38 protein-coding genes are annotated in these 24,951 nt (G+C 69.9%); 1 reads left to right on the top strand and 37 read right to left on the bottom strand.

Annotated features, from left to right (window positions below; translation table 11 throughout):
- Positions 1–44 precede the first annotated feature (44 nt).
- The 3 genes from O7603_RS25065 to O7603_RS25055 are packed head-to-tail and all read right to left on the bottom strand — an operon-like array spanning position 45 to position 3,165.
- Positions 45–854 carry a nucleotidyltransferase domain-containing protein gene (locus O7603_RS25065; RefSeq protein WP_281572208.1) on the bottom strand — a complete coding sequence of 270 codons (810 nt, stop codon included), beginning with the start codon at positions 852–854 and terminating at the stop codon, positions 45–47.
- On the bottom strand, positions 839–2,518 hold the full coding sequence (locus O7603_RS25060; protein WP_281572207.1) for an ATP-binding cassette domain-containing protein: 1,680 nt from the start codon (positions 2,516–2,518) through the stop codon (positions 839–841). Before O7603_RS25060 ends, O7603_RS25065 begins: the two co-directional genes overlap by 16 nt.
- Positions 2,519–2,559: 41 nt before the next feature.
- Positions 2,560–3,165: a methyltransferase gene (locus O7603_RS25055; RefSeq protein WP_281572206.1), complete on the bottom strand. Its 606-nt coding sequence runs from the start codon at positions 3,163–3,165 to the stop codon at positions 2,560–2,562.
- Positions 3,166–3,309: 144 nt separating this feature from the next.
- Here O7603_RS25055 and O7603_RS25050 point away from each other — a divergent pair, with 144 nt between their 5' ends.
- Positions 3,310–4,479, top strand: a complete 1,170-nt coding sequence (locus O7603_RS25050) for a hypothetical protein (RefSeq protein ID WP_281572205.1) — start codon at positions 3,310–3,312, stop codon at positions 4,477–4,479.
- Positions 4,480–4,663: 184 nt separating this feature from the next.
- Here the strand turns inward: O7603_RS25050 and truA are convergent, their stop codons facing one another.
- The 34 genes from truA to tuf form a co-directional block, all read right to left on the bottom strand.
- A complete protein-coding gene (gene truA, locus O7603_RS25045) occupies positions 4,664–5,494 on the bottom strand; it encodes a tRNA pseudouridine(38-40) synthase TruA (RefSeq protein ID WP_281572204.1) in 831 nt (276 codons plus the stop codon).
- A gap of 79 nt (positions 5,495–5,573) precedes the next feature.
- On the bottom strand, positions 5,574–6,140 hold the full coding sequence (gene rplQ, locus O7603_RS25040) for a 50S ribosomal protein L17 (RefSeq protein WP_281572203.1): 567 nt from the start codon (positions 6,138–6,140) through the stop codon (positions 5,574–5,576).
- 34 nt (positions 6,141–6,174) lie between these two features.
- The gene (locus O7603_RS25035) at positions 6,175–7,197 is read right to left on the bottom strand and encodes a DNA-directed RNA polymerase subunit alpha (protein WP_120684293.1); all 1,023 of its coding nucleotides are present in this window, start codon (positions 7,195–7,197) and stop codon (positions 6,175–6,177) included.
- 99 nt (positions 7,198–7,296) lie between these two features.
- Positions 7,297–7,923 (bottom strand): 30S ribosomal protein S4, encoded by a 627-nt coding sequence (rpsD, locus tag O7603_RS25030; protein ID WP_281572202.1) that lies wholly within the window; start codon positions 7,921–7,923, stop codon positions 7,297–7,299.
- Positions 7,924–7,936: 13 nt separating this feature from the next.
- Positions 7,937–8,344, bottom strand: coding sequence for a 30S ribosomal protein S11 (rpsK, locus tag O7603_RS25025; RefSeq protein WP_076466649.1), 408 nt, complete (start codon positions 8,342–8,344; stop codon positions 7,937–7,939).
- Positions 8,345–8,474: 130 nt separating this feature from the next.
- Positions 8,475–8,855 (bottom strand): 30S ribosomal protein S13, encoded by a 381-nt coding sequence (rpsM, locus tag O7603_RS25020; protein ID WP_130340099.1) that lies wholly within the window; start codon positions 8,853–8,855, stop codon positions 8,475–8,477.
- A 262-nt stretch (positions 8,856–9,117) separates the two neighbouring features.
- Positions 9,118–9,231, bottom strand: a complete 114-nt coding sequence (rpmJ, locus tag O7603_RS25015) for a 50S ribosomal protein L36 (RefSeq protein WP_088982067.1) — start codon at positions 9,229–9,231, stop codon at positions 9,118–9,120.
- 92 nt (positions 9,232–9,323) lie between these two features.
- Positions 9,324–9,545, bottom strand: coding sequence for a translation initiation factor IF-1 (gene infA, locus O7603_RS25010; protein WP_007073013.1), 222 nt, complete (start codon positions 9,543–9,545; stop codon positions 9,324–9,326).
- Positions 9,546–9,773: 228 nt separating this feature from the next.
- Positions 9,774–10,376 carry a DUF1707 domain-containing protein gene (locus O7603_RS25005; protein ID WP_281576798.1) on the bottom strand — a complete coding sequence of 201 codons (603 nt, stop codon included), beginning with the start codon at positions 10,374–10,376 and terminating at the stop codon, positions 9,774–9,776.
- 144 nt (positions 10,377–10,520) lie between these two features.
- Positions 10,521–11,372, bottom strand: coding sequence for a type I methionyl aminopeptidase (gene map, locus O7603_RS25000; RefSeq protein ID WP_281572201.1), 852 nt, complete (start codon positions 11,370–11,372; stop codon positions 10,521–10,523).
- 89 nt (positions 11,373–11,461) lie between these two features.
- Entirely contained in the window at positions 11,462–12,115 is a 654-nt protein-coding gene (locus tag O7603_RS24995) for an adenylate kinase (protein ID WP_120780904.1), read from the bottom strand.
- Positions 12,116–13,444, bottom strand: coding sequence for a preprotein translocase subunit SecY (gene secY, locus O7603_RS24990; RefSeq protein WP_281572200.1), 1,329 nt, complete (start codon positions 13,442–13,444; stop codon positions 12,116–12,118).
- Between the two features lie 234 nt (positions 13,445–13,678).
- Positions 13,679–14,122 (bottom strand): 50S ribosomal protein L15, encoded by a 444-nt coding sequence (gene rplO / locus O7603_RS24985; RefSeq protein WP_281572199.1) that lies wholly within the window; start codon positions 14,120–14,122, stop codon positions 13,679–13,681.
- Complete coding sequence (gene rpmD, locus O7603_RS24980) at positions 14,122–14,304, bottom strand: 50S ribosomal protein L30 (protein ID WP_012015110.1); 183 nt, start codon at positions 14,302–14,304, stop codon at positions 14,122–14,124. Before rpmD ends, rplO begins: the two co-directional genes overlap by 1 nt.
- On the bottom strand, positions 14,304–14,918 hold the full coding sequence (rpsE, locus tag O7603_RS24975; protein WP_091102580.1) for a 30S ribosomal protein S5: 615 nt from the start codon (positions 14,916–14,918) through the stop codon (positions 14,304–14,306). Before rpsE ends, rpmD begins: the two co-directional genes overlap by 1 nt.
- Before the next feature lie 33 nt (positions 14,919–14,951).
- A complete protein-coding gene (gene rplR, locus O7603_RS24970) occupies positions 14,952–15,341 on the bottom strand; it encodes a 50S ribosomal protein L18 (protein WP_281572198.1) in 390 nt (129 codons plus the stop codon).
- Positions 15,338–15,880 (bottom strand): 50S ribosomal protein L6, encoded by a 543-nt coding sequence (gene rplF, locus O7603_RS24965; protein ID WP_281572197.1) that lies wholly within the window; start codon positions 15,878–15,880, stop codon positions 15,338–15,340. The genes rplR and rplF overlap by 4 nt, the downstream gene beginning before the upstream one ends.
- 16 nt (positions 15,881–15,896) lie before the next feature.
- Positions 15,897–16,304, bottom strand: a complete 408-nt coding sequence (gene rpsH, locus O7603_RS24960) for a 30S ribosomal protein S8 (RefSeq protein ID WP_013288624.1) — start codon at positions 16,302–16,304, stop codon at positions 15,897–15,899.
- 95 nt (positions 16,305–16,399) lie between these two features.
- The gene (locus O7603_RS24955; protein ID WP_007465272.1) at positions 16,400–16,585 is read right to left on the bottom strand and encodes a type Z 30S ribosomal protein S14; all 186 of its coding nucleotides are present in this window, start codon (positions 16,583–16,585) and stop codon (positions 16,400–16,402) included.
- A 1-nt stretch (position 16,586) separates the two neighbouring features.
- Positions 16,587–17,156 (bottom strand): 50S ribosomal protein L5, encoded by a 570-nt coding sequence (gene rplE / locus O7603_RS24950; RefSeq protein ID WP_348651035.1) that lies wholly within the window; start codon positions 17,154–17,156, stop codon positions 16,587–16,589.
- A complete protein-coding gene (gene rplX / locus O7603_RS24945; protein WP_018217055.1) occupies positions 17,156–17,476 on the bottom strand; it encodes a 50S ribosomal protein L24 in 321 nt (106 codons plus the stop codon). Before rplX ends, rplE begins: the two co-directional genes overlap by 1 nt.
- Positions 17,473–17,841, bottom strand: a complete 369-nt coding sequence (gene rplN, locus O7603_RS24940) for a 50S ribosomal protein L14 (RefSeq protein WP_007073026.1) — start codon at positions 17,839–17,841, stop codon at positions 17,473–17,475. The genes rplX and rplN overlap by 4 nt, the downstream gene beginning before the upstream one ends.
- A gap of 98 nt (positions 17,842–17,939) precedes the next feature.
- Positions 17,940–18,218, bottom strand: coding sequence for a 30S ribosomal protein S17 (gene rpsQ / locus O7603_RS24935; RefSeq protein WP_281572196.1), 279 nt, complete (start codon positions 18,216–18,218; stop codon positions 17,940–17,942).
- Complete coding sequence (gene rpmC / locus O7603_RS24930; RefSeq protein ID WP_281572195.1) at positions 18,215–18,451, bottom strand: 50S ribosomal protein L29; 237 nt, start codon at positions 18,449–18,451, stop codon at positions 18,215–18,217. Before rpmC ends, rpsQ begins: the two co-directional genes overlap by 4 nt.
- Positions 18,451–18,876, bottom strand: a complete 426-nt coding sequence (gene rplP / locus O7603_RS24925; protein ID WP_073834927.1) for a 50S ribosomal protein L16 — start codon at positions 18,874–18,876, stop codon at positions 18,451–18,453. The genes rpmC and rplP overlap by 1 nt, the downstream gene beginning before the upstream one ends.
- Positions 18,877–18,879: 3 nt before the next feature.
- The gene (gene rpsC / locus O7603_RS24920) at positions 18,880–19,737 is read right to left on the bottom strand and encodes a 30S ribosomal protein S3 (RefSeq protein ID WP_120780913.1); all 858 of its coding nucleotides are present in this window, start codon (positions 19,735–19,737) and stop codon (positions 18,880–18,882) included.
- The gene (gene rplV / locus O7603_RS24915) at positions 19,737–20,195 is read right to left on the bottom strand and encodes a 50S ribosomal protein L22 (RefSeq protein WP_281572194.1); all 459 of its coding nucleotides are present in this window, start codon (positions 20,193–20,195) and stop codon (positions 19,737–19,739) included. Before rplV ends, rpsC begins: the two co-directional genes overlap by 1 nt.
- Positions 20,196–20,235: 40 nt before the next feature.
- Positions 20,236–20,517, bottom strand: coding sequence for a 30S ribosomal protein S19 (rpsS, locus tag O7603_RS24910; RefSeq protein ID WP_091125151.1), 282 nt, complete (start codon positions 20,515–20,517; stop codon positions 20,236–20,238).
- 15 nt (positions 20,518–20,532) lie between these two features.
- Positions 20,533–21,372: a 50S ribosomal protein L2 gene (gene rplB / locus O7603_RS24905; RefSeq protein WP_109946702.1), complete on the bottom strand. Its 840-nt coding sequence runs from the start codon at positions 21,370–21,372 to the stop codon at positions 20,533–20,535.
- Positions 21,373–21,384: 12 nt separating this feature from the next.
- Positions 21,385–21,687 (bottom strand): 50S ribosomal protein L23, encoded by a 303-nt coding sequence (rplW, locus tag O7603_RS24900; protein WP_076466668.1) that lies wholly within the window; start codon positions 21,685–21,687, stop codon positions 21,385–21,387.
- A complete protein-coding gene (gene rplD, locus O7603_RS24895) occupies positions 21,684–22,334 on the bottom strand; it encodes a 50S ribosomal protein L4 (RefSeq protein ID WP_281572193.1) in 651 nt (216 codons plus the stop codon). Before rplD ends, rplW begins: the two co-directional genes overlap by 4 nt.
- Complete coding sequence (gene rplC / locus O7603_RS24890; protein ID WP_281572192.1) at positions 22,331–22,996, bottom strand: 50S ribosomal protein L3; 666 nt, start codon at positions 22,994–22,996, stop codon at positions 22,331–22,333. Before rplC ends, rplD begins: the two co-directional genes overlap by 4 nt.
- 11 nt (positions 22,997–23,007) lie before the next feature.
- Entirely contained in the window at positions 23,008–23,316 is a 309-nt protein-coding gene (rpsJ, locus tag O7603_RS24885) for a 30S ribosomal protein S10 (RefSeq protein ID WP_007073037.1), read from the bottom strand.
- 349 nt (positions 23,317–23,665) lie between these two features.
- A complete protein-coding gene (gene tuf / locus O7603_RS24880) occupies positions 23,666–24,859 on the bottom strand; it encodes an elongation factor Tu (protein WP_281572191.1) in 1,194 nt (397 codons plus the stop codon).
- Between the last annotated feature and the right edge of the window lie 92 nt (positions 24,860–24,951).

Genomic DNA, 24,951 nt, shown 5'->3' with positions numbered 1-24,951 from the left:
GGGTCGCAGCGGGTCGGCGCCTGATCCGGTGGGTGATCCCCGACTCAGCCGAGCACCTCGGCGCAGAGCCGGCGAGCGGCGTCCAGCGTGGTGTTCAGCTCGGCCGGCGCGCGCCCGACGCCGCCGAGCAGCGCCTGCGCCCGGTGCGCGAAGTCGGGCGGCGCGCCGGGCAACCGCCCGGCCGAGGCGACCATGCCCTTCTCGTTCACCAGCCACCGCCCGGCCCGGGCGTGCAGCACCTGGACGAGCACCCCCACCACCCGGAACAGGCAGCCGGCGACGTACGCGCTGTCGCCGGCCGGGACCCCCTTGCGTGCGCCGGAGAGGAGGAACCCCGCCTCCCACCCGCCGCGCACCAGCGCGTCGGCCAGCGCCGGCGGGTACGCCTGCGTCTCGTCCCGCAGCGCGGCCAGCTCGCCGGTCGGGTCGGCGAGAACCTGGCACAGTGCCACCTCGCCGGCGTAGGCGTGGGAGTAGAAGCCGAGCGGGTGGCCGGCCTGCACGCCCACCTCGTACCGGCCGGCCCGGCAGTCGGCCCAGACGCGTTGGACCCGGTCGAGGTCCCGGTAGATCCAGTCGACGGCCACCCCGCCGACGGTCAGCCACCCGCCGCCGTCGACCCACGGCCCCCAGCCGCCAAGTGCGGTCAGCTCGGCTTCGGTGTCGGCGACGGACGCCGCCACCGCGTGCAGCCCCGGCACGTCCAGCTCGCCCCGGTAGTAGAGACCGAGGTCCCAGTCGGAGTCCGGTCGGTGCGCGCCGCGCGCCCGGCTGCCACCCAGCGCCACCGCCACCACCCCGTCGACGGCGCGGAGCCGCGCGGCCAGCTCCGCCGGGTTCACCCCACGTCCCACACCGGCTCCGGCGTCTCCACCACCTCACCGTCGCCGCCGAACAGCACGAACCGGTCGAAGGTGCGGGTGAACCAGCGGTCGTGGGTCACCGCCAGCACGGTCCCCTCGAACGCGTTCAGGCCCGCCTCCAGCGCCTCGGCACTGGCCAGGTCCAGGTTGTCGGTGGGCTCGTCGAGCAGCAGCAGGGTCGCCCCGGACAGCTCCAGCAACAGCACCAGGAACCGGGCCTGCTGCCCACCGGAGAGGGTGCCGAACCGCTGGTCGCCCTGACCGGCCAGCTCGTACCGGCTGAGCGCGGCCATCGCGGCGTGCCGGTCCATGCCGGCCCGGTGCTCGTCGCCGCGCCAGAGGATCTCGACCAGCGTCTTCCCCATCAGCTCGGGCCGGTCATGGGTCTGGGAGAAGTGCCCGGGACGGACTCGGGCGCCGAGCCGGGCGACCCCGTCGTGCGCCACCGGCGCCAGCGCCAGCCCGCCGTCGACCGGGCCGTTCGTCGGGTCCGGATCGCTGCCACCGCGGGCCAGCAGCCGCAGGAAGTGCGACTTGCCGGTGCCGTTCGCGCCGAGCACCGCGACCCGGTCGCCATACCAGATCTCCAGGTCGAACGGGTACGTCAGGCCGTCTAGCTCCAACTTCTCGCAGATCACCGAACGCTTGCCGGTGCGCCCGCCGGTCAGCCGCATCCGGATATCCTGGTCCTTCGGCGGTACGGGCGGTGGCCCGGCCTCCTCGAACTTGCGCAGCCGCGTCTGCGCTGCCTGGTAGCGCGACGCCATCCCGTCGTTGTACGCGGCCTTCTGCTTGTACATGAGCATCAACTCGCGCAGCTTCTGGTGCTCCTCGTCCCAGCGCCGCCGCAGCTCGTCCAGGCGGGCGTGCCGGGCCAGCCGCGCCTCGTGCCAGCTGGCGAAGCCGGCCGGGTGCACCCAGGCGCTGCCGCCCTCCACGGCGACCACCCGGTCGGCCGTACGTGCCAGCAGCTCGCGGTCGTGCGACACGTAGAGCACCGACTTCGCCGACTCGCGCAGCCGACCCTCCAGCCACCGCTTGCCCGGCACGTCGAGGAAGTTGTCCGGCTCGTCCAGGAGCAGCACCTCGTCCGGGCCCCGCAGCAACAGTTCGAGCGCGAACCGCTTCTGCTGCCCGCCGGAGAGGGTCCGGACCGGACGCTCCCGGGCGCTCTCCCAGGGCAGGTCGAGCACGATGGTGGCGACGGTGTCGAAGAGCACCTCGGCGTCGTACCCGCCGGCCTCGCCCCAGGCGGCGAGCGCGTCGGCGTACGCCAGCTGCGCCTTGCCGGCGGCGGAGCTGTACTTGCCGCGCACCTCGGCCGCCCGCATGGCCGCCTCGGTGTCGGAGAGCCGCCGGCCGGCCGCGCGCAGCGGAGGCGGGGCGAGCGAAAGCGCCAGGTCGGCGAGCGTCGACTCGTCACCGATCATGCCGATGAACTGCCGCATCACGCCCAGCCCGCCGGCTCGCGCGACGGTGCCGGTCTTCACCGGCAGGTCGCCGGCGACCATCCGCAGCAGCGTCGTCTTGCCCGCGCCGTTCGGCCCGACCAGCGCCACCTTGGCGCCCTCCCCCACCCGCAACGACACGTCGGCGAAGAGCTCCCGGCCGTCGGGGAGGATGTGCCCGACCGCTGCCACGTCCACGTATCCCACGCCGGGATCCTGCCTCAGCCCAGGGCGGCCGGTACATCCATTTACCGGCTGACGCGCAGCACCCGGTAGCCCTTCTGGCTGGCGTGCCGTTCCACCTGCCAGCTCTGGTCGACGAGCCAGCGGTGCAGCGAGTCGCCGCCGAGGTGGCGGGCGACCACCAGCCAGGCGACGCCGTCCGGGGCGAGCCGGGGCAACCAGCGCAGCAGGAGTTCGTGCAGCTCGTCCTTGCCGATCCGGATGGGCGGATTCGACCAGAGCTGGTCGAACCGGAGATCCTGGGGCACGTCGTCGGGCGCGCGCACCCGGACCCGCTCCGCGACTCCGATCCGCTCCGCGTTGGCGGCCGTGAGCGCGCGGGCCCGCTCGTTGACGTCGACCGCCCAGACCGTGGCCGCCGGCGCGCTGGTCGCCAGCACGCAGCTGATCGGCCCGAAGCCGCAGCCGAGGTCGAGCAGGTCTCCGGTGGTGGCCCGGGTGGGCAGGTCGGCCTTGCGCAGCAGCACGCCGGTGCCCGGGTCGAGCCGGTCGGCGGAGAAGACGCCGCTGGCCGAGGCGAGCGTGTAGTCGTGGTCGGCGACGCTGAACTCGACCTCGCGCCGACGGTCGGCGGTGGTCGGTTCAGCGGTGAAGTAGTGGTCGCCGGTCACGCCGGCAATTCTCGCACCGCCCGGCTGGCCGGCCTGCGACGGCCCGCGCCCCATCGGCGGCTGGCGAGCATGATCCGACACGGCCGAATTCGCAATTTCCCATTATTACCACCTAAAGGGACAATCACTCCTACTCTGGGCGGCATGGTGTATCGGTACGAGTCCGATGAGGACGCTTTCGTGGAGTACCCGGAGCCCGGGTCCGACCTGTCGATGCTCGGCGCCGGCCCGCCTCCGCCCACGGGACCCTCCCCGTCCCGTTTTCCCACGCCGTCGCTGCCCCGCTCGACGCGGCTGGCGCTGCCCGCGTCGCCCCCCGAGCCCCCGCGAGTCCGGGCCGAGGTGCCGGCGCCGGTGTCGCCGCCCCCGCAGGCCTACAGCACGCCACCCCCGTCCCAGACCTACGGGGCACCGCCACCGGTCGAGCCACCGCACCCGCAGACCTACGGGGCGCCGCCGCCGATCGAGCCGCCGTCTCAGGTGCACGCGGCGCCGCCGCCGGTCGAGCCATCGCCGGTCCGGCGCGGCGGCGGGGGCCGGCTCTGGCAGGTGCTGATCGGCGGCGCGGCCGTCCTCGTGCTGCTCGCGCTCTGCGGGCTCGCCGCCGCCGCTCTCCTCGCCGACCGCACACCGCAGCCCCAGCCGACCCCGAGCTACCAGGCCGGTGCCAATCCCTCGGCGGAGCCCGACCAGCACCCCCTCGACTCGCGGGACACCGACCAGGCGCCGCTGACCGCCAAGGAGCTCTTCGCCGGCAAGGAGCTGGTGGCCACGGAGGGACAGCCCGCGTACCAGGTGCTGAAGACCCAGTCCAGCGGCAGCTGCGCGGTCGCGGCCACCGACGAGGTCGCCGACCTGCTGGTCCGGCTCGGCTGCAACCAGGTGGTGCGAGCCACGCTGCGCAGCGCCGACGGCACCCACCTGGTCACCACCGGCCTGTTCAACCTGACCGACCGGGCCAGCGCGGAGCGGGCCCGGGACCGGATCCGGCAGCTGCTCGACGAGCGGCAGGGCCGCTTCCGGGGCATGGCGGCCGGCCAGGACAGCGAGGCGATCGCCACCGCGCCGGCCCGGGTCGGCTGGCAGGTACGCGGCCACTACCTGGCGTACGCCGTGGTCGCCCGCACCGACGGCGAGACGATCCGGTCCGGCGACACCGCGGTGCGCGAGATCCTCTTCGACATGATCGAGCTGCACCTGAACCGGGGGGTCCTGGAGCGGCGGGCGGCGGGTGGCACGGCGAGCCAGCCCACGCCCGCGCCGTCGGAGAGCACCGGGGCGCAGGACGGCACGGAGAACCTGCCGGGCGACTGACCGGCGGACGCAACGTCAGCGGGTGCGTGGGCCACGGGGCCGCGCACCCGCGGCATGTCCGGGGTGGCGACGTGAGCGGGCGCGGTCAGGGGCCGCCGCGAGCGGACGCGGTCCGGACCGGTGCGCCCGCCGGCGGCTCCGGGGCCGGTGCGCGGGCGGGTACGGGGCCGTCGCGCGGGCGGGGTCAGCTCTCGGCGGGCACGCGCAGCCGGCGGGTGAGGTCGGCGCGGCGGGCGTACTCGGCGGGGCCGTCCGGGTAGCCGACCGCCACCAGGGTCAGCCCGTGTGCGGGCGCCACCGTCACCTCGCTGGACCGTTCCCGCCGGGACAGCAGGCTGGCCGGCCACTCGACCGGGCGGCGGCCGTCGCCGACGACCAGCATGGCACCGACCAGGCTGCGGACCATCGCCTGGCAGAACGCGTCCGCCTGCACGGTGGCGACGAGCACGCCGTCCGCGCCGCGCCGCCAGTCGAGCCGGGTCACCTCGCGCAGCGTGGTGGCGTTCTCCTTGCGCCGGCAGTACGCGGCGAAGTCGTGCTCCCCCACCAGACCGGCCGCCGCGGTGTTGAGCGCGTCGAGGTCGAGAGGCTTCGGCCAGGCCAGGATCTCGTGCCGACGCAGCGGCTCGGCGCCGTACGGCGCGTCCGTGACCCGGTACTCGTAGCGGCGGAAGGTCGCCGAGAAGCGGGCGTCGAACTCGGGCGGCACCTCGGTGATCGCCCGGATCCGTACGTCGGTCGGGAGCAACCGGGCGAGCCGACGCAGCAACGCGCTCTCCCGCTCCCGCCAGACCTCCGTCGGCAGGTCGAGGTGGCAGACCTGCCCGCTCGCGTGCACGCCGGCGTCGGTGCGTCCGGCCACGGTCAGGCCCGTCGCGGTGCCCGCGCCGAGCACGAGGTCGAGCGTCTCGACGAGCACGCCGGCGACGGTCCGCCGGGTCGGCTGGGCCGCCCAACCGGAGAAGTCGGTCCCGTCGTACGACACGTCCAACCGCAGCCGGGTCCGCTCGTCCACCTCGTACCTCCCGTTCACGGCGTCGGGCCCGGCAACCCCAGGAAGGGATGCCGGGCCCGACGATGGATGCTGCCTGCGCTCAGGCCTTGTTCTCGGTGCCCTCGGCGGCCTCGTCGCTGTCCTCGCGGGCGGCGGCGGTGTCACCGGACGCCGAGACCGGCGCCTCGGAGTCCTGGTCGGCCGGAGCCGACGTCGGGGCCTCCTCGGCCGGGGCGAGCGCCTCGACCTTGTCCTGCTGGGCGGCCTTGCGGGCGGCGGTCTTCTTGTTCGCCTTCGGCTCGGCGACCTGCAGCTCCTCGACCAGCTCGATGATCGCCATCGGCGCGGCGTCACCCTTGCGCGGACCGGTCTTCACGATCCGGGTGTAGCCGCCGTTGCGGTTGGCGTACCGCGGCGCGATCTGGTCGAACAGGGCGTAGACCACGTCCTTGTCCTTGACGACGGCGAGCACCCGACGCCGGGAGGCCAGATCACCGCGCTTGGCCTTGGTGATCAGCTGCTCCGCGAGCGGACGCAGCCGCCGGGCCTTGGTCTCGGTGGTCTGGATCTTGCCGTGCTGGAACAGCGACGTGGCCAGGTTGGCCAGCATCAGCCGCTCGTGCGCGGGGCTGCCGCCGAGGCGGGGACCCTTGGTGGGCGTGGGCATTCTCGGTGCTCCTCAGATGTGGCGGCAGCGGGAACTAGAGCTGCTCGGTCTCGCGGTAGTCGTCGGTGTCGTAGTCGGCCTCGCCGAAGGCGTCCACGACGTGCGCCGGGTCGAAGTTCGGGGCCGAGTCCTTCAGCCCCAGACCCATCCCGGCGAGCTTCATCTTGACCTCGTCGATCGACTTCTGGCCGAAGTTGCGGATGTCGAGGAGGTCGGCCTCGGTACGCCCGATGAGCTCACCAACGGTGTTGATGCCCTCGCGCTTGAGGCAGTTGTAGGAGCGGACGGTCAGGTCCAGCTCCTCGATCGGCAGCGCCAGGTCCGCCGCCAGCTGGGCGTCCTGCGGGGACGGCCCGATGTCGATGCCCTCGGCGGTCTCGTCCAGCTCCCGGGCCAGCCCGAAGAGCTCCACGAGCGTCGAGCCGGCGGAGGCCAGCGCGGTGCGCGGGCCCATCGACGGCTTGGTCTCGACGTCGATGATCAGCCGGTCGAAGTCGGTCCGCTGCTCGACGCGGGTCGCCTCGACGCGGTAGGTCACCTTCAGCACCGGCGAGTAGATCGAGTCGACCGGGATCCGGCCGATCTCGGCACCGGCCTGCTTGTTCTGCGCCGCGGTCACGTAGCCACGACCCCGCTCGACGGTCAGCTCCATGTCGAGCCGGCCCTTGCCGTTCAGAGTGGCGAGCTTGAGGTCCGGGTTGTGCACCGAGACGCCGGCCGGCGGCTGGATGTCACCCGCGGTCACGTCGCCCGGGCCCTGCTTGCGCAGGTACATGCTGACCGGCTCGTCGTGCTCGGAGCTGACGCACAGCTCCTTGATGTTCATGACGAGCTCGACCACGTCCTCCTTGACACCGGGGATCGTGGTGAACTCGTGCAGCACGCCGTCGATCTTGATGGAGGTCACTGCCGCGCCCGGGATCGACGACAGCAGCGTACGCCGCAGCGAGTTGCCCAGGGTGTAGCCGAAGCCCGGCTCCAGCGGCTCGATGGTGAACCGGGAACGGGTCTCGTTGATCGACTCTTCGGACAGAGACGGTCGCTGGCTGATGAGCATTTCTTCTCTTCTCTTCCGGGGCGCCCGCTATATGACGCCCACGACACAAACTGTTCCGGGTGGCCCGCCCGCTGAGGGACGGGCCACCGCAACGAGCTCTTACTTGGAGTAGAGCTCGACGATCAGCTGCTCCTGGACCTGGGTGTCGATCACCTGGCGGGCCGGGAGCGAGTGCACGAGGATCTTCATCTGGCTGGGGATCGCCTCCAGCCACGCCGGCACCGACTTCGAGCCGGCCTCGGCCTGCGCCACGATGAACGGGGTGAGCTCCTTGCTCTTGCCCCGGACCTCGATGATGTCGTGCTCCTTGACGCGGGCCGACGGGATGTCGACCTTCTTGCCGTTCACCGTGAAGTGGCCGTGCTTGACCAGCTGGCGGGCCATGTCGCGAGACTTGGCGTAGCCGGCCCGGTAGACGACGTTGTCGAGCCGCGACTCGAGGATCTGCAGGAGGACCTCACCGGTCTTGGCCTGCTTGGCCACGGCCTCCTCGTAGTAACCGCGGAACTGCTTCTCCAGCACGCCGTAGACGCGGCGGGCCTTCTGCTTCTCGCGGAGCTGGAGCAGGTACTCCGTCTCCTTGGTGCGGCCGCGGCCGTGCTGCCCGGGCGGGAACGGCCGGGACTCGAACGGGCACTTCGGGCCATCGCACTTGCTGCCCTTGAGGAACAGCTTCATCTTCTCCCGCCGGCAACGGCGGCAGTCAGCACCGGTGTAACGAGCCATCTCTCTCTACCTCTCAGACCCGACGACGCTTCGGCGGACGGCACCCGTTGTGCGGCTGCGGGGTGACGTCGGAGATCTGCCCGACCTCCAGCCCGACGGCCTGCAGCGAACGGATGGCGGTCTCCCGGCCGGAGCCGGGGCCCTTGACGAACACGTCGACCTTGCGCATGCCGTGGTCCATCGCCCGGCGAGCGGCGGCCTCGGCGGCCAGCTGCGCGGCGAACGGGGTCGACTTGCGCGAGCCCTTGAAGCCGACCTGGCCGGCGGAGGCCCAGGAGATGACGGCACCGGTCGGGTCCGTGATGGACACGATGGTGTTGTTGAAGGTGCTCTTGATGTGCGCCTGCCCGTGGGCGACGTTCTTGCGTTCCTTGCGCCGGACCTTCTTGACGGCGGCTCCGGCACGAGCCTTCGGTGGCATAAGTCTCTTGCGCTCCTGTTTGGGGTTCTCGATCGGGTTCCGGTCTCTCGCCCGCTACGTGCGTAGACGTCGGCTCGAGTTGGAGTCCGGCCTCGCTCGACGGCGGCCGACCGGAATTCCGGTTTAAGAACTACTTCTTGCCGGGCTTCTTCTTGCCGGCCACGGTCCGCTTCGGGCCCTTCCGGGTCCGCGCGTTGGTCTTGGTCCGCTGGCCACGCACGGGCAGGCCCCGGCGGTGCCGGATACCCGCGTAGCAGCCGATCTCGACCTTGCGGCGGATGTCAGCGGCGACCTCGCGGCGCAGGTCGCCTTCAACCTTGTAGTTGCCCTCGATGTGGTTGCGGAGCTGGACGAGCTCCTCATCCGTGAGGTCCCGGGCGCGCTTGTCCGGCGAGATGCCGGTGGCGGCGAGCGTCTCCAGAGCGCGGGTGCGACCCACGCCGAAGATGTAGGTGAGCGCGATCTCCATCCGCTTCTCGCGGGGGAGGTCGACGCCGACTAGACGTGCCATGTGCGGGCGTGCTCCTCGTAGTTGTGGCGGAGGTCTGCACCCGTCCCGCCCCGCTCACGGCCGGCTCCTGCCCCGGCGCGGTGCGCGCCGGCGACCGGGAGTCGGTCGCTGCCCGAGCGGGCCCCGGCCTCCGACCGGGGGTCAGCAACGAAGGAGTACGTCTGATGCGTACTGCTCGCGGCTGGGACGAGCATGTGTTGTGTGTTCGGGATCTGCCGCCGGGGCCGACCTCACCGGTCGACGTGCCGACCGGCCGAGGGGCTCAGCCCTGGCGCTGCTTGTGGCGCGGGTCGCTGCAAATGATCATGACCCGGCCGTGCCGGCGGATCACCCGGCACTTGTTGCAGATCCTCTTGACGCTCGGCTTGACCTTCACGGTTGCCTTACTTCCCATCAGGCCCGGTGACGCGCCACGCGCGACCTCGGACGTCGAAGACGGACACGGGTGTCTCCCGGCCGTCGTCAGGATTACTTGTAGCGGTAGACGATGCGCCCGCGGGTCAGGTCGTACGGCGAAAGTTCGACGACGACCCGGTCCTCCGGCAGGATGCGGATGTAGTGCTGCCGCATCTTGCCGCTGATGTGAGCCAGCACCTTGTGGCCGTTCGCGAGCTCCACCCGGAACATGGCGTTCGGCAGGGGCTCGATGACCCGACCCTCGATCTCGATGGCTCCGTCTTTTTTCGGCATGTCCTCCGCTGTCCTGACGTCGGTTGCTCCGGACGGCCCACAACGTCTTACACGGGTCACCGATCGAGATCAGATAGCCCGCGCCAGCCGCGGTCTCCGGCCCCACCGAAGCGCAGGATGGGCATGCCGGAGTGGACGCTGTGCGCCGATCAGAAAGTGTACGCCGGACGCCAGGCCGCCGCCAAACCGGCCACCTGCGGATTCGTCAAAACGGGCGAAAGGCGGCAATCACCCGAGCGCGCCGGACTCTCCCGGCCCTCGGCCCTGTTCCGGGCCCGGCTGCTCGGGCCGCCGCCACCCGTCCGGCCCGGCCGACCCGGCCGCGCGGATCTCACGTCGCCGGGCCCGCCGCGCCCGCTTCCGCTCGCGCCGGCGGTCCCGCTCGACCGCCCACCGCTGCGGCTCTCCCGCGCCGAGACCGGTGACGGTACGCACCAGCAGCACCGCGCCCCACGGCCCGGCCACCCAGCCCGGCCAGAAGTAGAGCAGGTCGCGCGCGAACAGGGAGGAAATCGCCCAGATGGCCACCACGATCGGGACCACCTGGAGGTAGGGCTGCCAGACCTGGACCAGCCAACGGGCGGTCGCCGACCGGACGGCCGGCCGCTGGGCGGTCGCCGGTGCGGCAGCCGGCGACGTCACGAGCCCGGAGTCCGCCGGTGGCGCGACCGACGGCAGGTCGGCGACCAACGCGTCGAGTTCCGCGTACGTGCGGGAGCGGTAGGCCCGTTGCAGCCGCTCGTCGTACTCGTGCAGGTCCAGCCGGCCCTCGTTCAGCGCCACCCGCAGCCGGTCCGCCACCGCCTCGCGGTCGGTGTCGGCGGCCCGCATGTCGTCGCGCCCCTCCATGGCCGCAAGCATGCCACCACCACACCACCCGCCACACCCTCGAAGCCCGGCGAGCGGGTGACGGCGGCGCTCGGGATCACCGTGGGCAGGCGCGGGTCAGGGGCGGCGTCGCGGCCAGGCCGAGCGTCAGGGAGCGGGCGAGTTCGCGGGTTGCCGGGCGGTGACCAGGTCGCCCAGGCGGGAACGGCCGCCGTCGGGGGCGGTGAGCACCCACACACCGTCGGGGAGCAGGGCCATGCTGTGCTCGACGTGCACCGCCATCGACCCGTCCCGGGTCACGACGGTCCAGCCGTCGGCCAGCTCGACCGTCCGAGGCGAGCCCATCGTGATCATCGGCTCGATCGCCAGCGCCATCCCCGGCACCAGGCGTGGGCCCTTGCCGGGCCGTCCGTGGTTGAGCACGTGCGGGTCCTGGTGCATCTCGGTGCCGATGCCGTGCCCGCCGTAGCCGTCGACGATGCCGTACCGGCCGCCGCGGCGGACCGCCTCCTCGACGGCATACGAGATGTCGGTGAGCCGCCCCCGGCCGCTGGCCGCCCCGCGCGCCGCGGCGGCGATCCCCGCCCACATCGCGTCCTCGGCCACCTCGGCCATCCTGAGCAGCGCCGGGTCGACGTCGCCGATCCCCACGGTGATCGCCGCGTCGCCGTGCCAGCCGTCGAGCACCGCGCCGCAGTCGATCGAGATCAGGTCGCCGTCCTTCAGCACCTGCGTCGGCGCCGGGATCGCATGCACGACCTGCGCGTTGACCGACGAGCAGATCGACGCCGGGAAGCCGTGGTAGCCCTTGAACGACGGGACCGCGCCCGCCTCGCGGATGGTCGACTCGGCGATGGCGTCCAGATCGGCGGTGCTGACCCCGGGGCGCACCGCCTCCCGCATCCGGCGCAGGGCGTCAGCGACCACCAGACCGGCAGCGCGCATCTTCTCGATCTGGTCCGGGGTCTTCAGCTGGATGTCCAGCTGGGGACGACGCATGGAGCGTTTACCTTTCGTTGCCGAACAGCGGGGCACGTCGGACGTACCCCGCTGTTCGCACTCTATCCGCCGTGGGGGCGGGTGGGACGTCAGCCGCCGTACGAGCGCAGGGCGTCGATGGCGCGGACCGTCACGTCCTCCACCGGGCCGGTGGCGTCGATCCCGACCAGCTTGCCCTGGGCGCCGTAGTAGTCGACCAGCGGCGCGGTCTTCTCGGCGTACTCTCGCAGCCGGGTCGCGATGGTCTCCGGCTTGTCGTCGTCCCGCTGGAACAGCTCCGCCCCGCACCGGTCGCAGATGCCCTCGCGCGTGGTGGCGTCGAACTCGACGTGCCAGATCTTGCCGCAGCCCCGGCAGGTGCGCCGGCCGGAGAGCCGCCGGATCACCTCGTCGTCGTCGACCACCAACTCGAGCACCACGTCGAGCGCGGTGCCGAGGTCGGCCAGGAGCTTGTCGAGCGCGGCGGCCTGCGGCGTGGTGCGCGGGAAGCCGTCGAGGAGGAAGCCCTCGCTGGCGTCCGGCTCGGCGAGCCGGTCCCGGACCATGTTGATGGTGACCTCGTCCGGCACCAGCTCGCCCGCGTCCATGTAGCGCTTCGCCTCGACACCGAGCGGCGTGCCCTGGGAGACGTTCGACCGGAAGATGTCACCGGTCGAGATCTTCGGGACCGCGAGGTGCGCAGCGATGAACTCAGCCTGCGTGCCCTTGCCCGCGCCCGGCGGGCCAACAAGAACGAGTCTCATCTAACGCAGGAACCCTTCGTAGTTCCGCTGCATCAGTTGGCTCTCGATCTGCTTCACGGTCTCGAGACCGACGCCGACCATGATCAGCACGGCGGTGCCGCCGAACGGGAAGTTCTGGTACTGCTGGTTGTCCAGCCAGATGAAGAAGAAGTTCGGCAGGATCGAGACGATGCCCAGGTAGAGCGCGCCCGGCAGGGTGATCCGGCTGAGGATGAAGTCCAGGTAGTCGGCCGTCGGCTTGCCCGGACGGATGCCCGGCACGAACCCGCCGTACTTCTTCATGTTGTCCGCGACCTCGGTCGGGTTGAACGTGATCGAGACGTAGAAGTACGTGAAGAAGATGATCAGCAGGAAGTAGACCGAGATGTAGATCGGGCTGTCCGGCGCGACCAGGTTGTTCTGGATCCAGGCCTGGGTCTTGCCCGGGTTGGTCTGGTCGAAGAACTGCAGCGCCAACTGGGGCAGGTAGAGCAGCGACGAGCCGAAGATGACCGGGATGACACCCGCTTGGTTGACCTTGAGCGGGATGTAGGTCGAGGTGCCGCCGTACATCCGCCGGCCGATCATGCGCTTGGCGTACTGCACCGGGATCCGGCGCTGCGCCTGCTCGATGAAGGTGACCGCGGTGATGACCACCAGGACCAGGGCGATGACGAGGAAGAACTTCCACCAGCCCTGGGTGTTCTTGATCTGCCAACCCTCGCTGGGGAGGCGGGCGGCGATCGAGGTGAAGATCAGGACCGACATGCCGTTGCCGACGCCGCGGTCGGTGATCAGCTCGCCGAGCCACATGACCACGCCGGTGCCGGCGGTCATCGTCATGACCAGGATGGTCAGGGTCAGCCAGTCCGGGATGCCGGTGCCCTCGGGGATGATCGGGAACTGGTCGCAGCGGTTCTGGAAGAGCTGCCCGGAGCGGGCCAGCGCCACGAACGCCGATGCCTGGAGCACACCGAGACCGAGGGTCAGGTAGCGGGTGTACTGCGTGATCTTCGCCTGGCCGGCCTGACCCTCCTTGCGGAGCTGCTCCAGCCGTGGGATCACCACGGTCAGCAGCTGCAGGATGATCGACGCGGTGATGTAGGGCATGATGCCCAGCGCGAAGACCGAGAGTTGGAGCAGCGCCCCACCGGAGAACAGGTTGAGCAGGTTCAGCACCCCGGTGGTGTCACCCTGCAGGGTGTCGAGGCACTTCTGCACGTTGCCGTACGACACACCCGGGCTCGGGAGAGTGGCCCCCAGCCGGTAGACCGCAATGATGCCGACTGTGAACAGCAGCTTCTTGCGCAGGTCAGGCGTACGGAACGCACTGAGAAAGGCGGACAGCAACTTCTTCCTCCTGCGCGAGGCGGGCCGCCGGTTGTCCCTGGCGGATCGGGGTTGGCGCCGGGCGAGTGCCCGAAATCCATGGCTGGGAACGGACTCTAACAGCCCGATCCCGGTCCGGGCAGACGTGCCCGGCTACATAAACCGCTTCCGATGTTACCGGGCGCATACGTCCCAGGTAGACCATGGCGCCCGCCAGTTGCGATCAACTGGACGGGCGCCATGGGGTGGTATTCCTTACAGCTCGGTGACCGAGCCACCGGCGGCGGTGATCTTCTCCTTGGCCGACGCGCTGAACGCGTGCGCCGACACCTGGAGGGTCACGCCACCGAGGTCCCCGGTGCCCAGAACCTTCACCGGCTGGCCCTTGCGGACCGCGCCGGCCTCGACCAGCTCCAGCGGGCCGACCTGGCCGCCGTTCGGGAAGAGCTCGGCGAGCCGGTCCAGGTTGACCACCTGGAACGTCACCTTGAACTTGTTCTTGAAGCCCTTCAGCTTCGGCAGGCGCATGTGGATGGGCATCTGCCCGCCCTCGAACGCCGCCGAGATGTTCTTCCGGGCCTTCGAACCCTTGGTACCGCGGCCGGCCGTCTTGCCCTTGGAGCCCTCACCGCGACCCACCCGGGTCTTGGCGGTCTTGGACCCCGGCGCCGGGCGCAGGTGGTGGACCTTGATCGTCATTACTCGACCTCCTCGACCTTCACGAGGTGGTTCACAGTGAAGATCATGCCTCGGATCTCGGGCCGGTCCTCCTTGACCACCACGTCGTTGATCCGCTTGAGACCGAGCGAACGAAGCGAGTCACGCTGGTTCTGCTTGGTCCCGATCTCGGATCGGACCTGGGTGACCTTCAGGCGAGCCATCAGGAAGCCACCCCCGCCCGCGACGCCAGCATGGCGGCCGGCGCGACGTCCTCCACCGGCAGGCCACGACGCGCGGCGACAGCCTCCGGGGACTCCAGCCCCTTCAGCGCCGCCACGGTGGCGTGCACGATGTTGATCGGGTTCGACGAGCCGAGGCTCTTGGAGAGCACGTCGTGGATGCCCGCGCACTCCAGCACGGCACGCACCGGCCCACCGGCGATGACACCCGTACCGGCCGAGGCCGGCTTGAGCAGCACCACGCCGGCGGCGTCCTCGCCCTGCACCGGGTGCGGGATCGACTGGCCGATCCGCGGCACCTTGAAGAAGTGCTTCTTGGCCTCCTCGACACCCTTGGCGATCGCCGCGGGCACCTCCTTGGCCTTTCCGTAGCCCACGCCGACCGTGCCGTCGCCGTCGCCCACGATCACCAGGGCGGTGAAGCTGAAGCGACGACCACCCTTCACGACCTTGGCGACGCGGTTGATCGCGACGACCCGCTCGAGGTGCGGGGTCTTCTCGACGGGCGCGTTTCCGCGGCCGCCCTCACGGCGGTTGTCGCGGCGACCACCCTCGTTGCCACCGGACCCGCCGCCACGGCGCTGTTGACCTGGCATCAGCAGCCTTCCTTCTCTCTCGTGACGGGGTTGTTAGAACTCGAGCCCGGCTTCGCGGGCGGCGTCGGCAAGCGCGGCGACCCGCCCCGCGTACCGGTTGCCACCGCGGTCGAAGACGACCTTGGAGATACCGGCGGCCTTGGCCCGCTCGGCGAGCAGGGCGCCCACCTTGCCGGCAAGGGCGCTCTTGTCGCCCTCGGTGCCGCGCAGCGACGCGTCCAGGGTCGACGCCGACGCCAGGGTGTGACCCTTGGTGTCGTCGACGATCTGGGCGACGATGTGCCGCAGCGAACGGGTGACGACCAGGCGCGGACGCTCGGCCGTACCACTGACGTTCTTGCGGACCCGGAAGTGCCGGCGCGCCCGCCCGACGGCGCGCTTGGCGGCGACGCCGCGGCGGCGCTTGAGCAGCGTGGCGCTCACTTCTTACCTGCCTTTCCAGCCTTGCGGCGGATGACCTCGCCCTGGTACTTCACGCCCTTGCCCTTGTAGGGCTCCGGCGGGCGGATCTTCCGGATGTTGGCGGCGACCTCGCCGACCTGCTGCTTGTCGATGCCGGCCACGTGGAACAGCGTCGGCCGCTCCACCGTGAAGGTGATGCCCTCCGGCGCCGGCACCAGCACGGGGTGCGAGAAGCCGAGCGCGAACTCGAGGTCCTTGCCCTTGGCGGTGACCCGGTAACCGGTGCCAGCGATCTCCAGGCTCTTACGGTAGCCCTCGGTGACGCCGACGATCATGTTGGCGACCAGGGTACGGCTGAGGCCGTGCAGTTCCTTGGCCTTGCGCTCGTCGTTGGGGCGGTTGACGGACAGCTGGCCGTCCTCGCCCTTCTCGATCGTGATCGGCTCGGCCAGGGTGTGCGACAGCTCGCCCTTCGGGCCCTTGACCTTGACGGTCTGCCCGTTGATCGTGACGTCAACGCCGGTTGGCACCGGGATCGACTTACGTCCAATACGCGACATTTCTACCTGTCTCCCGTTACCAGACGAAGGCGAGGACTTCCCCGCCAACGCTCCGCTTGCGGGCCTGCCGGTCGGTGAGCAGCCCCTGGGACGTCGAAATGATCGCCACGCCCAGCCCACCGAGCACCCGGGGGAGCCCGTCCGACTTGGCGTACACCCGGAGACCGGGCTTGGACACGCGCTTGATGCCGGCCAGGCTCCGCTCCCGGTTCTGGCCGTACTTCAGCTCGACGACCAGTCGCTTGCCGACGGCGCCCTCCTCGGGCTCCTCGACCGACCAGGTGGCGATGTAGCCCTCGGCCTTCAGGACCTCGGCGATGTTCGCCTTGATCTTGGAGTAGGGCATCGTCACCCGGTCGTGGTACGCCTGGTTGGCGTTACGCAGACGCGTGAGCATGTCTGCGATCGGGTCGGTCATCGTCATGGATTTCGTCAACCTTTCTCGCCGGGGTTCCCGCGTTCGCCCGCAGGCCTACGGCGAAGAGACAGTGCAGCTGACGCGCGGAGCGCGCCGGGCTATTACCAGGAAGCCTTGGACACGCCGGGCAGCTCACCGCGGTGGGCCATCTCCCGGATGCACACCCGGCAGAGACCGAACTTGCGGTAGACCGCCTTCGGACGCCCGCACCGCTGGCAGCGGGTGTACGCGCGAACCGAGAACTTCGGCTTCGCGGCCGCTTTGATGATCAGCGCCTTCTTGGCCATCTCAGTTCTCCTTGAACGGGAAGCCCAGGAGCTTGAGCAGCGCCCGGCCCTCGTCGTCGGTCGTGGCGGTGGTGACCACCGTGATGTCCATGCCCCGCTGGCGATCGATCTTGTCCTGGTCGATCTCGTGGAACACCGACTGCTCGGTCAGGCCGAACGTGTAGTTGCCGTGCCCGTCGAGCTTGCGCCCGTCCAGACCGCGGAAGTCACGGATACGCGGCAGCGCGATGGAGAGCAGCCGGTCCAGGAACTCCCACATCCGGTCGCCGCGGAGGGTCACCTTCGCGCCGATCGGCATGCCCTCGCGGAGCTTGAACTGCGCGATGGACTTGGTCGCCCGCCGCACCTGCGGCTTCTGGCCGGTGATCGTGGCCAGGTCGCGGACGGCGCCGTCGATCAGCTTCGCGTCACGGGCGGCCTCGCCGACACCCATGTTGACGACGATCTTGACCAGACGCGGCACCTGCATCGGGTTGCCGTAGTCGTACTGCTCGCGCAGCTTCGCCACGATCTCGTTGCGGTACCGCTCCTTGAGGCGCGGCATCGTGTTGGTTTCGGTAGCCGTGGTCATCACAGGTCCTTACCGGTGCTACGCGCGATGCGGACCTTCTGGCCGTTGTCGTCGATGCGGTAACCGACGCGGGTCGGCTTGCCGTCGGAGTCCACGACCATCACGTTCGAGACGTGGATCGGGGCCTCCTGGGTGACGATGCCACCGGTCTTGGCGCCACGCTGGGTGGTGCTGATGCGGGTGTGCTTCTTGACCCGGTTCACGCCCTCGACGAGGACCTTGTCCTGCCGCGGGTAGGCCGCGATGACCTTGCCCTTGGCACCCTTGTCCTTGCCGGCGATGACGACGACCGTGTCGCCCTTCTTGACCTTCACGGTCACAACACCTCCGGCGCGAGAGAAATGATCTTCATGAACCGCTTGTCCCGCAGCTCACGACCCACCGGGCCGAAGATACGGGTACCGCGCGGGTCCCCGCCGTCCTTGATGATGACGGCGGCGTTCTCGTCGAAGCGGATGTACGACCCGTCCGGGCGCCGCTTCTCCTTGGCGGTGCGAACGACGACCGCCTTGACGACGTCGCCCTTCTTCACACCGGCACCGGGGATCGCGTCCTTGACGGTGGCCACGATGACGTCGCCGATGCTCGCGTAGCGCCGACCGGAGCCACCGAGAACCCGGATGCACAGGATCTCCCGAGCACCCGTGTTGTCGGCGACGCGCAGTCGCGACTCCTGCTGAATCACGTCTATCTCCTATGTCTGCCGGTTCTCCGGCCGCCGTGGCGGCCGGAGCCTGGCGGAACCCGCGCCCGACGCGACGTCGGGCGAGCTCGAAGCCTTCGCTACTTGGCCTTTTCCAGGATCTCCACGAGCCGCCAGCGCTTCGTGGCGGACAGCGGCCGGGTCTCCATGATCAGGACCCGGTCGCCGATGCCGGCGCTGTTCTGCTCGTCGTGCACCTTGAGCTTGCTGGTCCGGCGCATGATCTTGCCGTACAGCGCGTGCTTGACCCGGTCCTCGACCTCGACGACGACGGTCTTTTCCATCTTGTCGCTGACGACCAGGCCCTCACGGACCTTCCGGCGCGCCCGCGCGCTGGCGGTGGTGGTGTTCTCGCTCATCCTGCAGTCACCTCAGTCGGCGCGGCCGAGAGCCCCAGCTCGCGCTCGCGCATGATCGTGTAGATCCGGGCGATCTCCCGGCGGATGACCTGCAGCCGCCGGTTGTTGTCCAGCTGCCCGGTTGCGGCCTGCACGCGGAGGTTGAACAGCTCCGCCTTGGCCTCGCGCAGCCTCGTGACCAGCTCCTCCTCGGAGAGCTCACGCAGCTCGGCGGCCTTAACGCCCGCTGCCATCAGGACTCACCCACTTCGCGCGTCACAATGCGGCACTTCATCGGGAGCTTGTGGATCGCGCGACGCATCGCCTCTCGCGCGATCTGCTCGTTGGGGAAGGACATCTCGAAGAGCACCCGCCCCGGCTTCACGTTGGCGACCCACCACTCGGGCGAGCCCTTACCGGAACCCATCCGGGTTTCCGCCGGCTTCTTGGTCAGAGCCTGGTCCGGGAAGATCGTGATCCAGACCTTGCCACCACGCTTGATGTGGCGGGTCATCGCGATACGCGCCGACTCGATCTGCCGGTTGGTCACGTACGCCGGCTCGAGAGCCTGGATCCCGAACTCGCCGAACACCACCCGGTTGCCACCCTTGGACGCGCCGTGGCGGTCCGGGTGGTGCGGCTTGCGGAAGCCCTTCGGGGGCTTGCGCGGCATCAGCATCTGTCAGCCCTCCTGCTGCGTTTCTGCCGCGGCGGCGACGGCGGCGGGATCCACCGCGTCCCCACTCGGCGTCTCGGCCTGCTGCGCGAGCGTGGTCGCGGCAGCCCGGCCGGCCTCGGTACCGCCGGCGGTCGTGCCGGACGAACCCGACCGACCACGGCGCGGCCGCTCGGGCCGGTCGCCACGGTCACGGCGCGGGCGGGACGGACCGGCCTCGGCCGGGGCCTCCCGGCCCGGGACCGCGTCGCCCTTGTAGATCCAGACCTTCACGCCGATCCGGCCGAAGGTGGTACGGGCCTCGAAGAAGCCGTACTCGATGTTGGCCCGCAGCGTGTGCAGCGGAACCCGGCCCTCGCGGTAGAACTCGGTCCGGCTCATCTCGGCGCCGCCCAGACGACCCGAGACCTGCACCCGGATGCCCTTGCAGACCGGGTTTTTCATCGCCGACTGCATGGCCTTGCGCATCGCCCGACGGAAGCTGACCCGGCTGGACAGCTGCTCGGCCACGCCCTGCGCGACCAGCTGAGCGTCCGACTCGGGGCTCTTCACCTCGATGATGTTGAGCTGCACCTGCTTGCCGGTGAGCTTCTCCAGCTCGCCGCGGATCCGGTCGGCCTCCGCACCCTTACGGCCGATGACGATGCCCGGCCGGGCGGTGTGGATGTCGACGCGGACGCGGTCGCGGGTGCGCTCGATGTCGACCTTGGAAATGCCGGCGCGCTCCAGGCCCTTGGACATCATCCGGCGGATCTTGACATCCTCGCCGATGTAGTCCTTGTAGAGCTTGTCCGCGAACCAGCGGGACTTCCAGTCGGTCGAGATGCCGAGCCGGAACCCAGTGGGGTGAACCTTCTGACCCATTACTCGGCGTCCTCCGTCTTGCTCTCCGTCTCGGCCGGTGCGGCCTGCGTCGCCGGGGCGGCCTTCTTCGCCGCGGCCTTCCTCGGCGCGGCCGGCGCGACCGCCTCGACCGCCACGGTGATGTGGCAGGTGCGCTTGCGGATCCGGTACGCCCGGCCCTGCGCCCGCGGCTGGAACCGCTTCATGGTCGGGCCCTCGTCGACGTACGCCTCGCTGACGAGCAGCGCGTCGGGGTCCAGCCGCTCGTTGTTCTCCGCGTTGGCGATCGCGCTCGCGAGCACCTTGTACACCTGCTCGCTCGCAGCCTGCGGCGCGAACTGCAGCACCGTGAGCGCCTCCTTCGCGGGCAGGCCGCGGACGAGGTTGACCACCCGGCGCGCCTTCATCGGCGAGATGCGCACGTGCCGCGCAACCGCCCGCGCGCCCGGAAGCACCGGAGCGTCGCCCTTTCCTGGCATCGCTGTAACCCCTTGATCCTCTATCCGTATGCCCGCGGCGTCAGCGCCGACGGCTCTTCCGGTCGTCCTTCTCGTGACCCTTGAACGTGCGGGTCAGCGCGAACTCGCCGAGCTTGTGCCCGACCATCGCCTCGGTCACGAACACCGGGACGTGCTTGCGTCCGTCGTGCACCGCGATCGTGTGCCCGAGCATCTCGGGGATGATCGTCGAGCGCCGCGACCAGGTCTTGATGACGTTCTTGGTGCCCTTGTCGTTCTGCGTCTCCACCTTTTTGATCAGGTGGTCGTCGACGAAGGGGCCCTTCTTCAGGCTGCGAGGCATAAGTCAGCTCTCCTGTTAGCCGCGCTTGCGGGTGGCGTAGCGGCGGCGGACGATCAGCCGGTCACTCGGCTGGCCCTTACGACGGGTGCGGCCCTCGGGCTTACCCTGCGGGTTGACCGGGTGGCGACCACCGGAGGTCTTACCCTCACCACCACCGTGCGGGTGGTCGACCGGGTTCATGGCGACACCACGGACGGTCGGGCGCTTGCCCTTCCACCGCATGCGGCCGGCCTTGCCCCAGTTGATGTTCGACTGGTCGGCGTTGCCGATCTCGCCGATGCTGGCCCGGCAGCGCACGTCGACCCGCCGGATCTCACCGGACGGCATGCGGAGCGTCGCGTACGCGCCCTCACGGCCGAGCAGCTGGATGCCGACGCCGGCCGAGCGGGCCAGCTTGGCGCCACCGCCCGGGCGCAGCTCCACGTTGTGGATCGTGGTACCGACCGGGATGTTGCGCAGCGGCAGGTTGTTGCCCGGCTTGATGTCCGCGCTCGGACCCGACTCGACGGTGTCGCCCTGCTTCAGGTCCTTCGGCGCGATGATGTAGCGCTTCTCGCCGTCGGCGTAGTGCAGCAGCGCGATACGCGCGGTGCGGTTCGGGTCGTACTCGATGTGGGCGACCTTCGCCGGCACGCCGTCCTTGTCGACCCGCTTGAAGTCGATCAGACGGTACTGGCGCTTGTGGCCGCCACCGTGGTGGCGCGTGGTGATCCGGCCGTGGGCGTTGCGTCCGCCCTTCTTCGGCAGCGGAGCCAGCAGCGACTTCTCCGGCGTGGACCGGGTGATCTCGGCGAAGTCGGCAACGCTCGAGCCACGCCGGCCCGGCGTCGTCGGCTTGTACTTACGGATAGCCATTGTCTACACCCCTCAGCTGACCGGGCCGCCGAAGGCCTCGATACGGTCACCGTCAGCCAGCTTCACCATCGCCCGCTTGGTGTCCTTGCGCTTCCCGAACCCGGTGCGGGTCCGCTTGCGCTTGCCCTCGCGGTTGAGCGTGTTGACCGTCAGGACGCGGACGTTGAAGATCTGCTGGATAGCGATCTTGATCTCGGTCTTGTTCGCGTCCGGGTGCACCAGGAAGGTGTACCAGTTGCGGTTCAGCTCGCTGTAGCTCTTCTCCGAGACGACCGGCGCCACGATGATGTCGCGCGGGTCGGCGATCGTGCTCACTTGCCACCCTCCTCGGTGGTCTCGGCGGGCACGCCCAGGAACTCGTCCAGGGCGTCCTTCGTGAAGACCACGTCGTCGGCCACCAGCACGTCGTACGTGTTCAGCTGGCCGGCTTCGATCAGGTGCACCCGCGGCTCGTTGCGCAGCGACACCCAGTTCAGCTCGTCGGTGCTGCTCAGCACGACCAGGACCCGGCGGGCCTCGGTCAGCTTGGCCAGCGTGGCCAGGGCGGCCTTGGTCGACGGCTTCTCGCCCGAGACGAACGCCTCGACGACGTGCACCTGGCCGGCGCGGGCCCGGTCGGAGAGGGCGCCACGCAGGGCGGCAGCCTTCATCTTCTTCGGGGTCCGCTGGCTGTAGTCGCGCGGCACCGGGCCGTGGACCACGCCACCGCCGGCGAACTGCGGCGCGCGGATCGAGCCCTGCCGGGCACGACCGGTGCCCTTCTGCTTGTACGGCTTCTTGCCGCCACCGGCGACCTCGCCGCGGGTCTTGGCCTTGTGCGTGCCCTGGCGGGCCGCCGCGAGCTGGGCCACCACGACCTGGTGCATCAGCGCGACGTTGGCCTGCGCGTCGAAGATGTCGGCCGGCAGCTCGACGGAGCCGCTCTTGGCGCCTTCGACGGTGAGGACGTCAACGGTGGTCACTTGGCCACACCGCCCTTCTTCGCCTTGGTCTTGGCCGCGGTGCGGACCAGGACCAGCGCGCCCTTGGGACCGGGGATGGCACCACGGACGAGCAGGAGGTTGTTCTCGGTGTCGACCGCCTGGACGGTCAGGTTCTGGACGGTGTAGCGCACGCCACCCATCCGGCCCGCCATCCGGGTGCCCTTGAAGACACGACCCGGGGTGGCGCAGGCGCCGATCGAGCCGGGCGAGCGGTGCTTGCGCTCGACACCGTGGCTGGCGCGCAGACCGTGGAAGCCGTGCCGCTTCATCGGGCCGGCGTAGCCCTTGCCCTTGGTCCGGCCGGTCACGTCGACCGACACGCCCACCGGGAACTCCTCGACCGTGACCTCCTGGCCGAGCGAGTAGTCGGAGGCGTCGCTGGTGCGCAGCTCGACGATGTGCCGGCGCGGCGCCACCTCCGCCTTGGCGTAGTGGCCGCTGATCGGCTTCTTGACCTTGCGCGGGTCGATCGCGCCGTACGCCAGCTGGACCGCGGCGTAACCGTCCTTGTCGGCGTTACGAACCTGGCTGACGACGCACGGGCCGGCCTCGACCACGGTCACGGGCACAACGCGGTTGTTGTCCCAGACCTGGGTCATGCCGAGCTTGGCGCCCAGGATCCCCTTAACTTGCCTGTCCATTTGTCCGGTCCCTACAGCTTGATCTCGATGTCGACGCCAGCCGGCAGGTCGAGGCGCATGAGCGAGTCGACCGTCTTGGGGGTCGGGTCGATGATGTCGATCAGCCGCTTGTGCGTACGCATCTCGAAGTGCTCGCGCGAGTCCTTGTACTTGTGCGGCGAGCGGATGACGCAGAAACGGTTGATCTCCGTGGGCAGCGGCACCGGGCCAGCGACCTGCGCCCCGGTACGCGTCACCGTCTCGACGATCTTCCGAGCCGAGGAGTCGACGACCTCGTGGTCATAGGCCTTGAGCCGGATGCGGATCTTCTGTCCCGCCATGGTGGCTTCTGTTCCTTCTCTCGATGCCGCTGTGTTGCGGGCGCCTGTACCGGCTGGCACAGGCCCACTTCGCCGACCCCCGCGGTCGGGCGTGTCGCGCCCTCGGGCCAGGCTCCGCCCCGGGCTCCGGAGCGTTCCGACCACGCGGTGGGTCAAGGCGCCGATCGCGATAACCGCGACCTGAACGCCGTGCGAGGGTGGTTGGCGGCCGGGCCGCCAACCACCCCACGCTCGACTGCTCTGCCGCCCGGAGGTTCGGAATCAACCGAACGCGGGCAGCGAACTGCCGTTACGCAACCTGACTAGTATGCCGCACGACCGGCGGCGGGTCTAATCGGGGTTACCCAGCTCACTTCATGATCTTGGTGACGAACCCGGCGCCGACGGTGCGGCCACCCTCGCGGATCGCGAACTTGAGGTTCTCCTCCATGGCGATGGGCTGGATCAGCTTCACCGACATGGTGGTGTTGTCGCCAGGCATGACCATCTCGGTGCCCTCGGGGAGCGTGACGACACCGGTGACGTCCGTGGTCCGGAAGTAGAACTGCGGACGGTAGTTCTGGAAGAACGGGGTGTGCCGGCCACCCTCCTCCTTGGAGAGGATGTAGACGGTCGCCTCGAACTCCGTGTGCGGGGTCGTGGTGCCCGGCTTGACGACCACCATGCCGCGCTCGACGTCCTCGCGCTTGATGCCACGCAGCAGCAGACCGACGTTCTCACCCGCGCGGGCCTCGTCGAGCAGCTTGCGGAACATCTCGATGCCGGTGCAGACCGTCTTCTGCGACTTCTCGCGGATACCGACGATCTCCACCTCCTCGTTCGGCTTGAGCACGCCGCGCTCCGCGCGACCGGTGACGACGGTGCCACGACCGGTGATCGTGAAGACGTCCTCGATCGGCATCAGGAACGGCTTGTCGGTCTCGCGCTCCGGCTGCGGGATCGCGGTGTCGACAGCGGTCATCAGGTCCATCAGCTTGCCGGTCCACTCGGGGTCACCCTCGAGGGCCTTCAGCGCCGAGACCCGAACGACCGGCAGGTCGTCACCCGGGTACTCCTGCGACGAGAGCAGCTCCCGGACCTCGAGCTCGACGAGCTCCAGGAGCTCCTCGTCGTCGACCATGTCGCTCTTGTTGAGCGCCACGACGATGTACGGCACGCCGACCTGGCGGGCCAGCAGCACGTGCTCGCGGGTCTGCGGCATCGGGCCGTCGGTCGCCGCGACCACCAGGATCGCGCCGTCCATCTGCGCGGCACCGGTGATCATGTTCTTGATGTAGTCGGCGTGACCGGGGCAGTCTACGTGCGCGTAGTGCCGCGCCTCGGTCTGGTACTCGACGTGCGCGATCGAGATCGTGATGCCGCGGGCCTTCTCCTCCGGCGCCTTGTCGATCTCGTCGAACGGCGTGTACGGGTTCAGGTCCGGGAACTGGTCGTGCAGGACCTTGGTGATGGCCGCCGTCAGCGTCGTCTTACCGTGGTCGATGTGACCAATGGTGCCGATGTTGACGTGCGGCTTAGTCCGCTCGAACTTCGCCTTCGCCACTGGTGTCCTCCTGTGGACTTCTTGGTTCGTACGCCCGGCGCGCCGTTCGGCGCTTAGGACTCTGTCGACAGCCTTTCCGGCCTGGCGGCCGG

Origin of the sequence: Micromonospora sp. WMMD812, from assembly GCF_027497215.1 — a bacterium.
Lineage (GTDB): Bacteria > Actinomycetota > Actinomycetes > Mycobacteriales > Micromonosporaceae > Micromonospora.
This window is presented reverse-complemented; position numbering and strand designations above follow the sequence as displayed.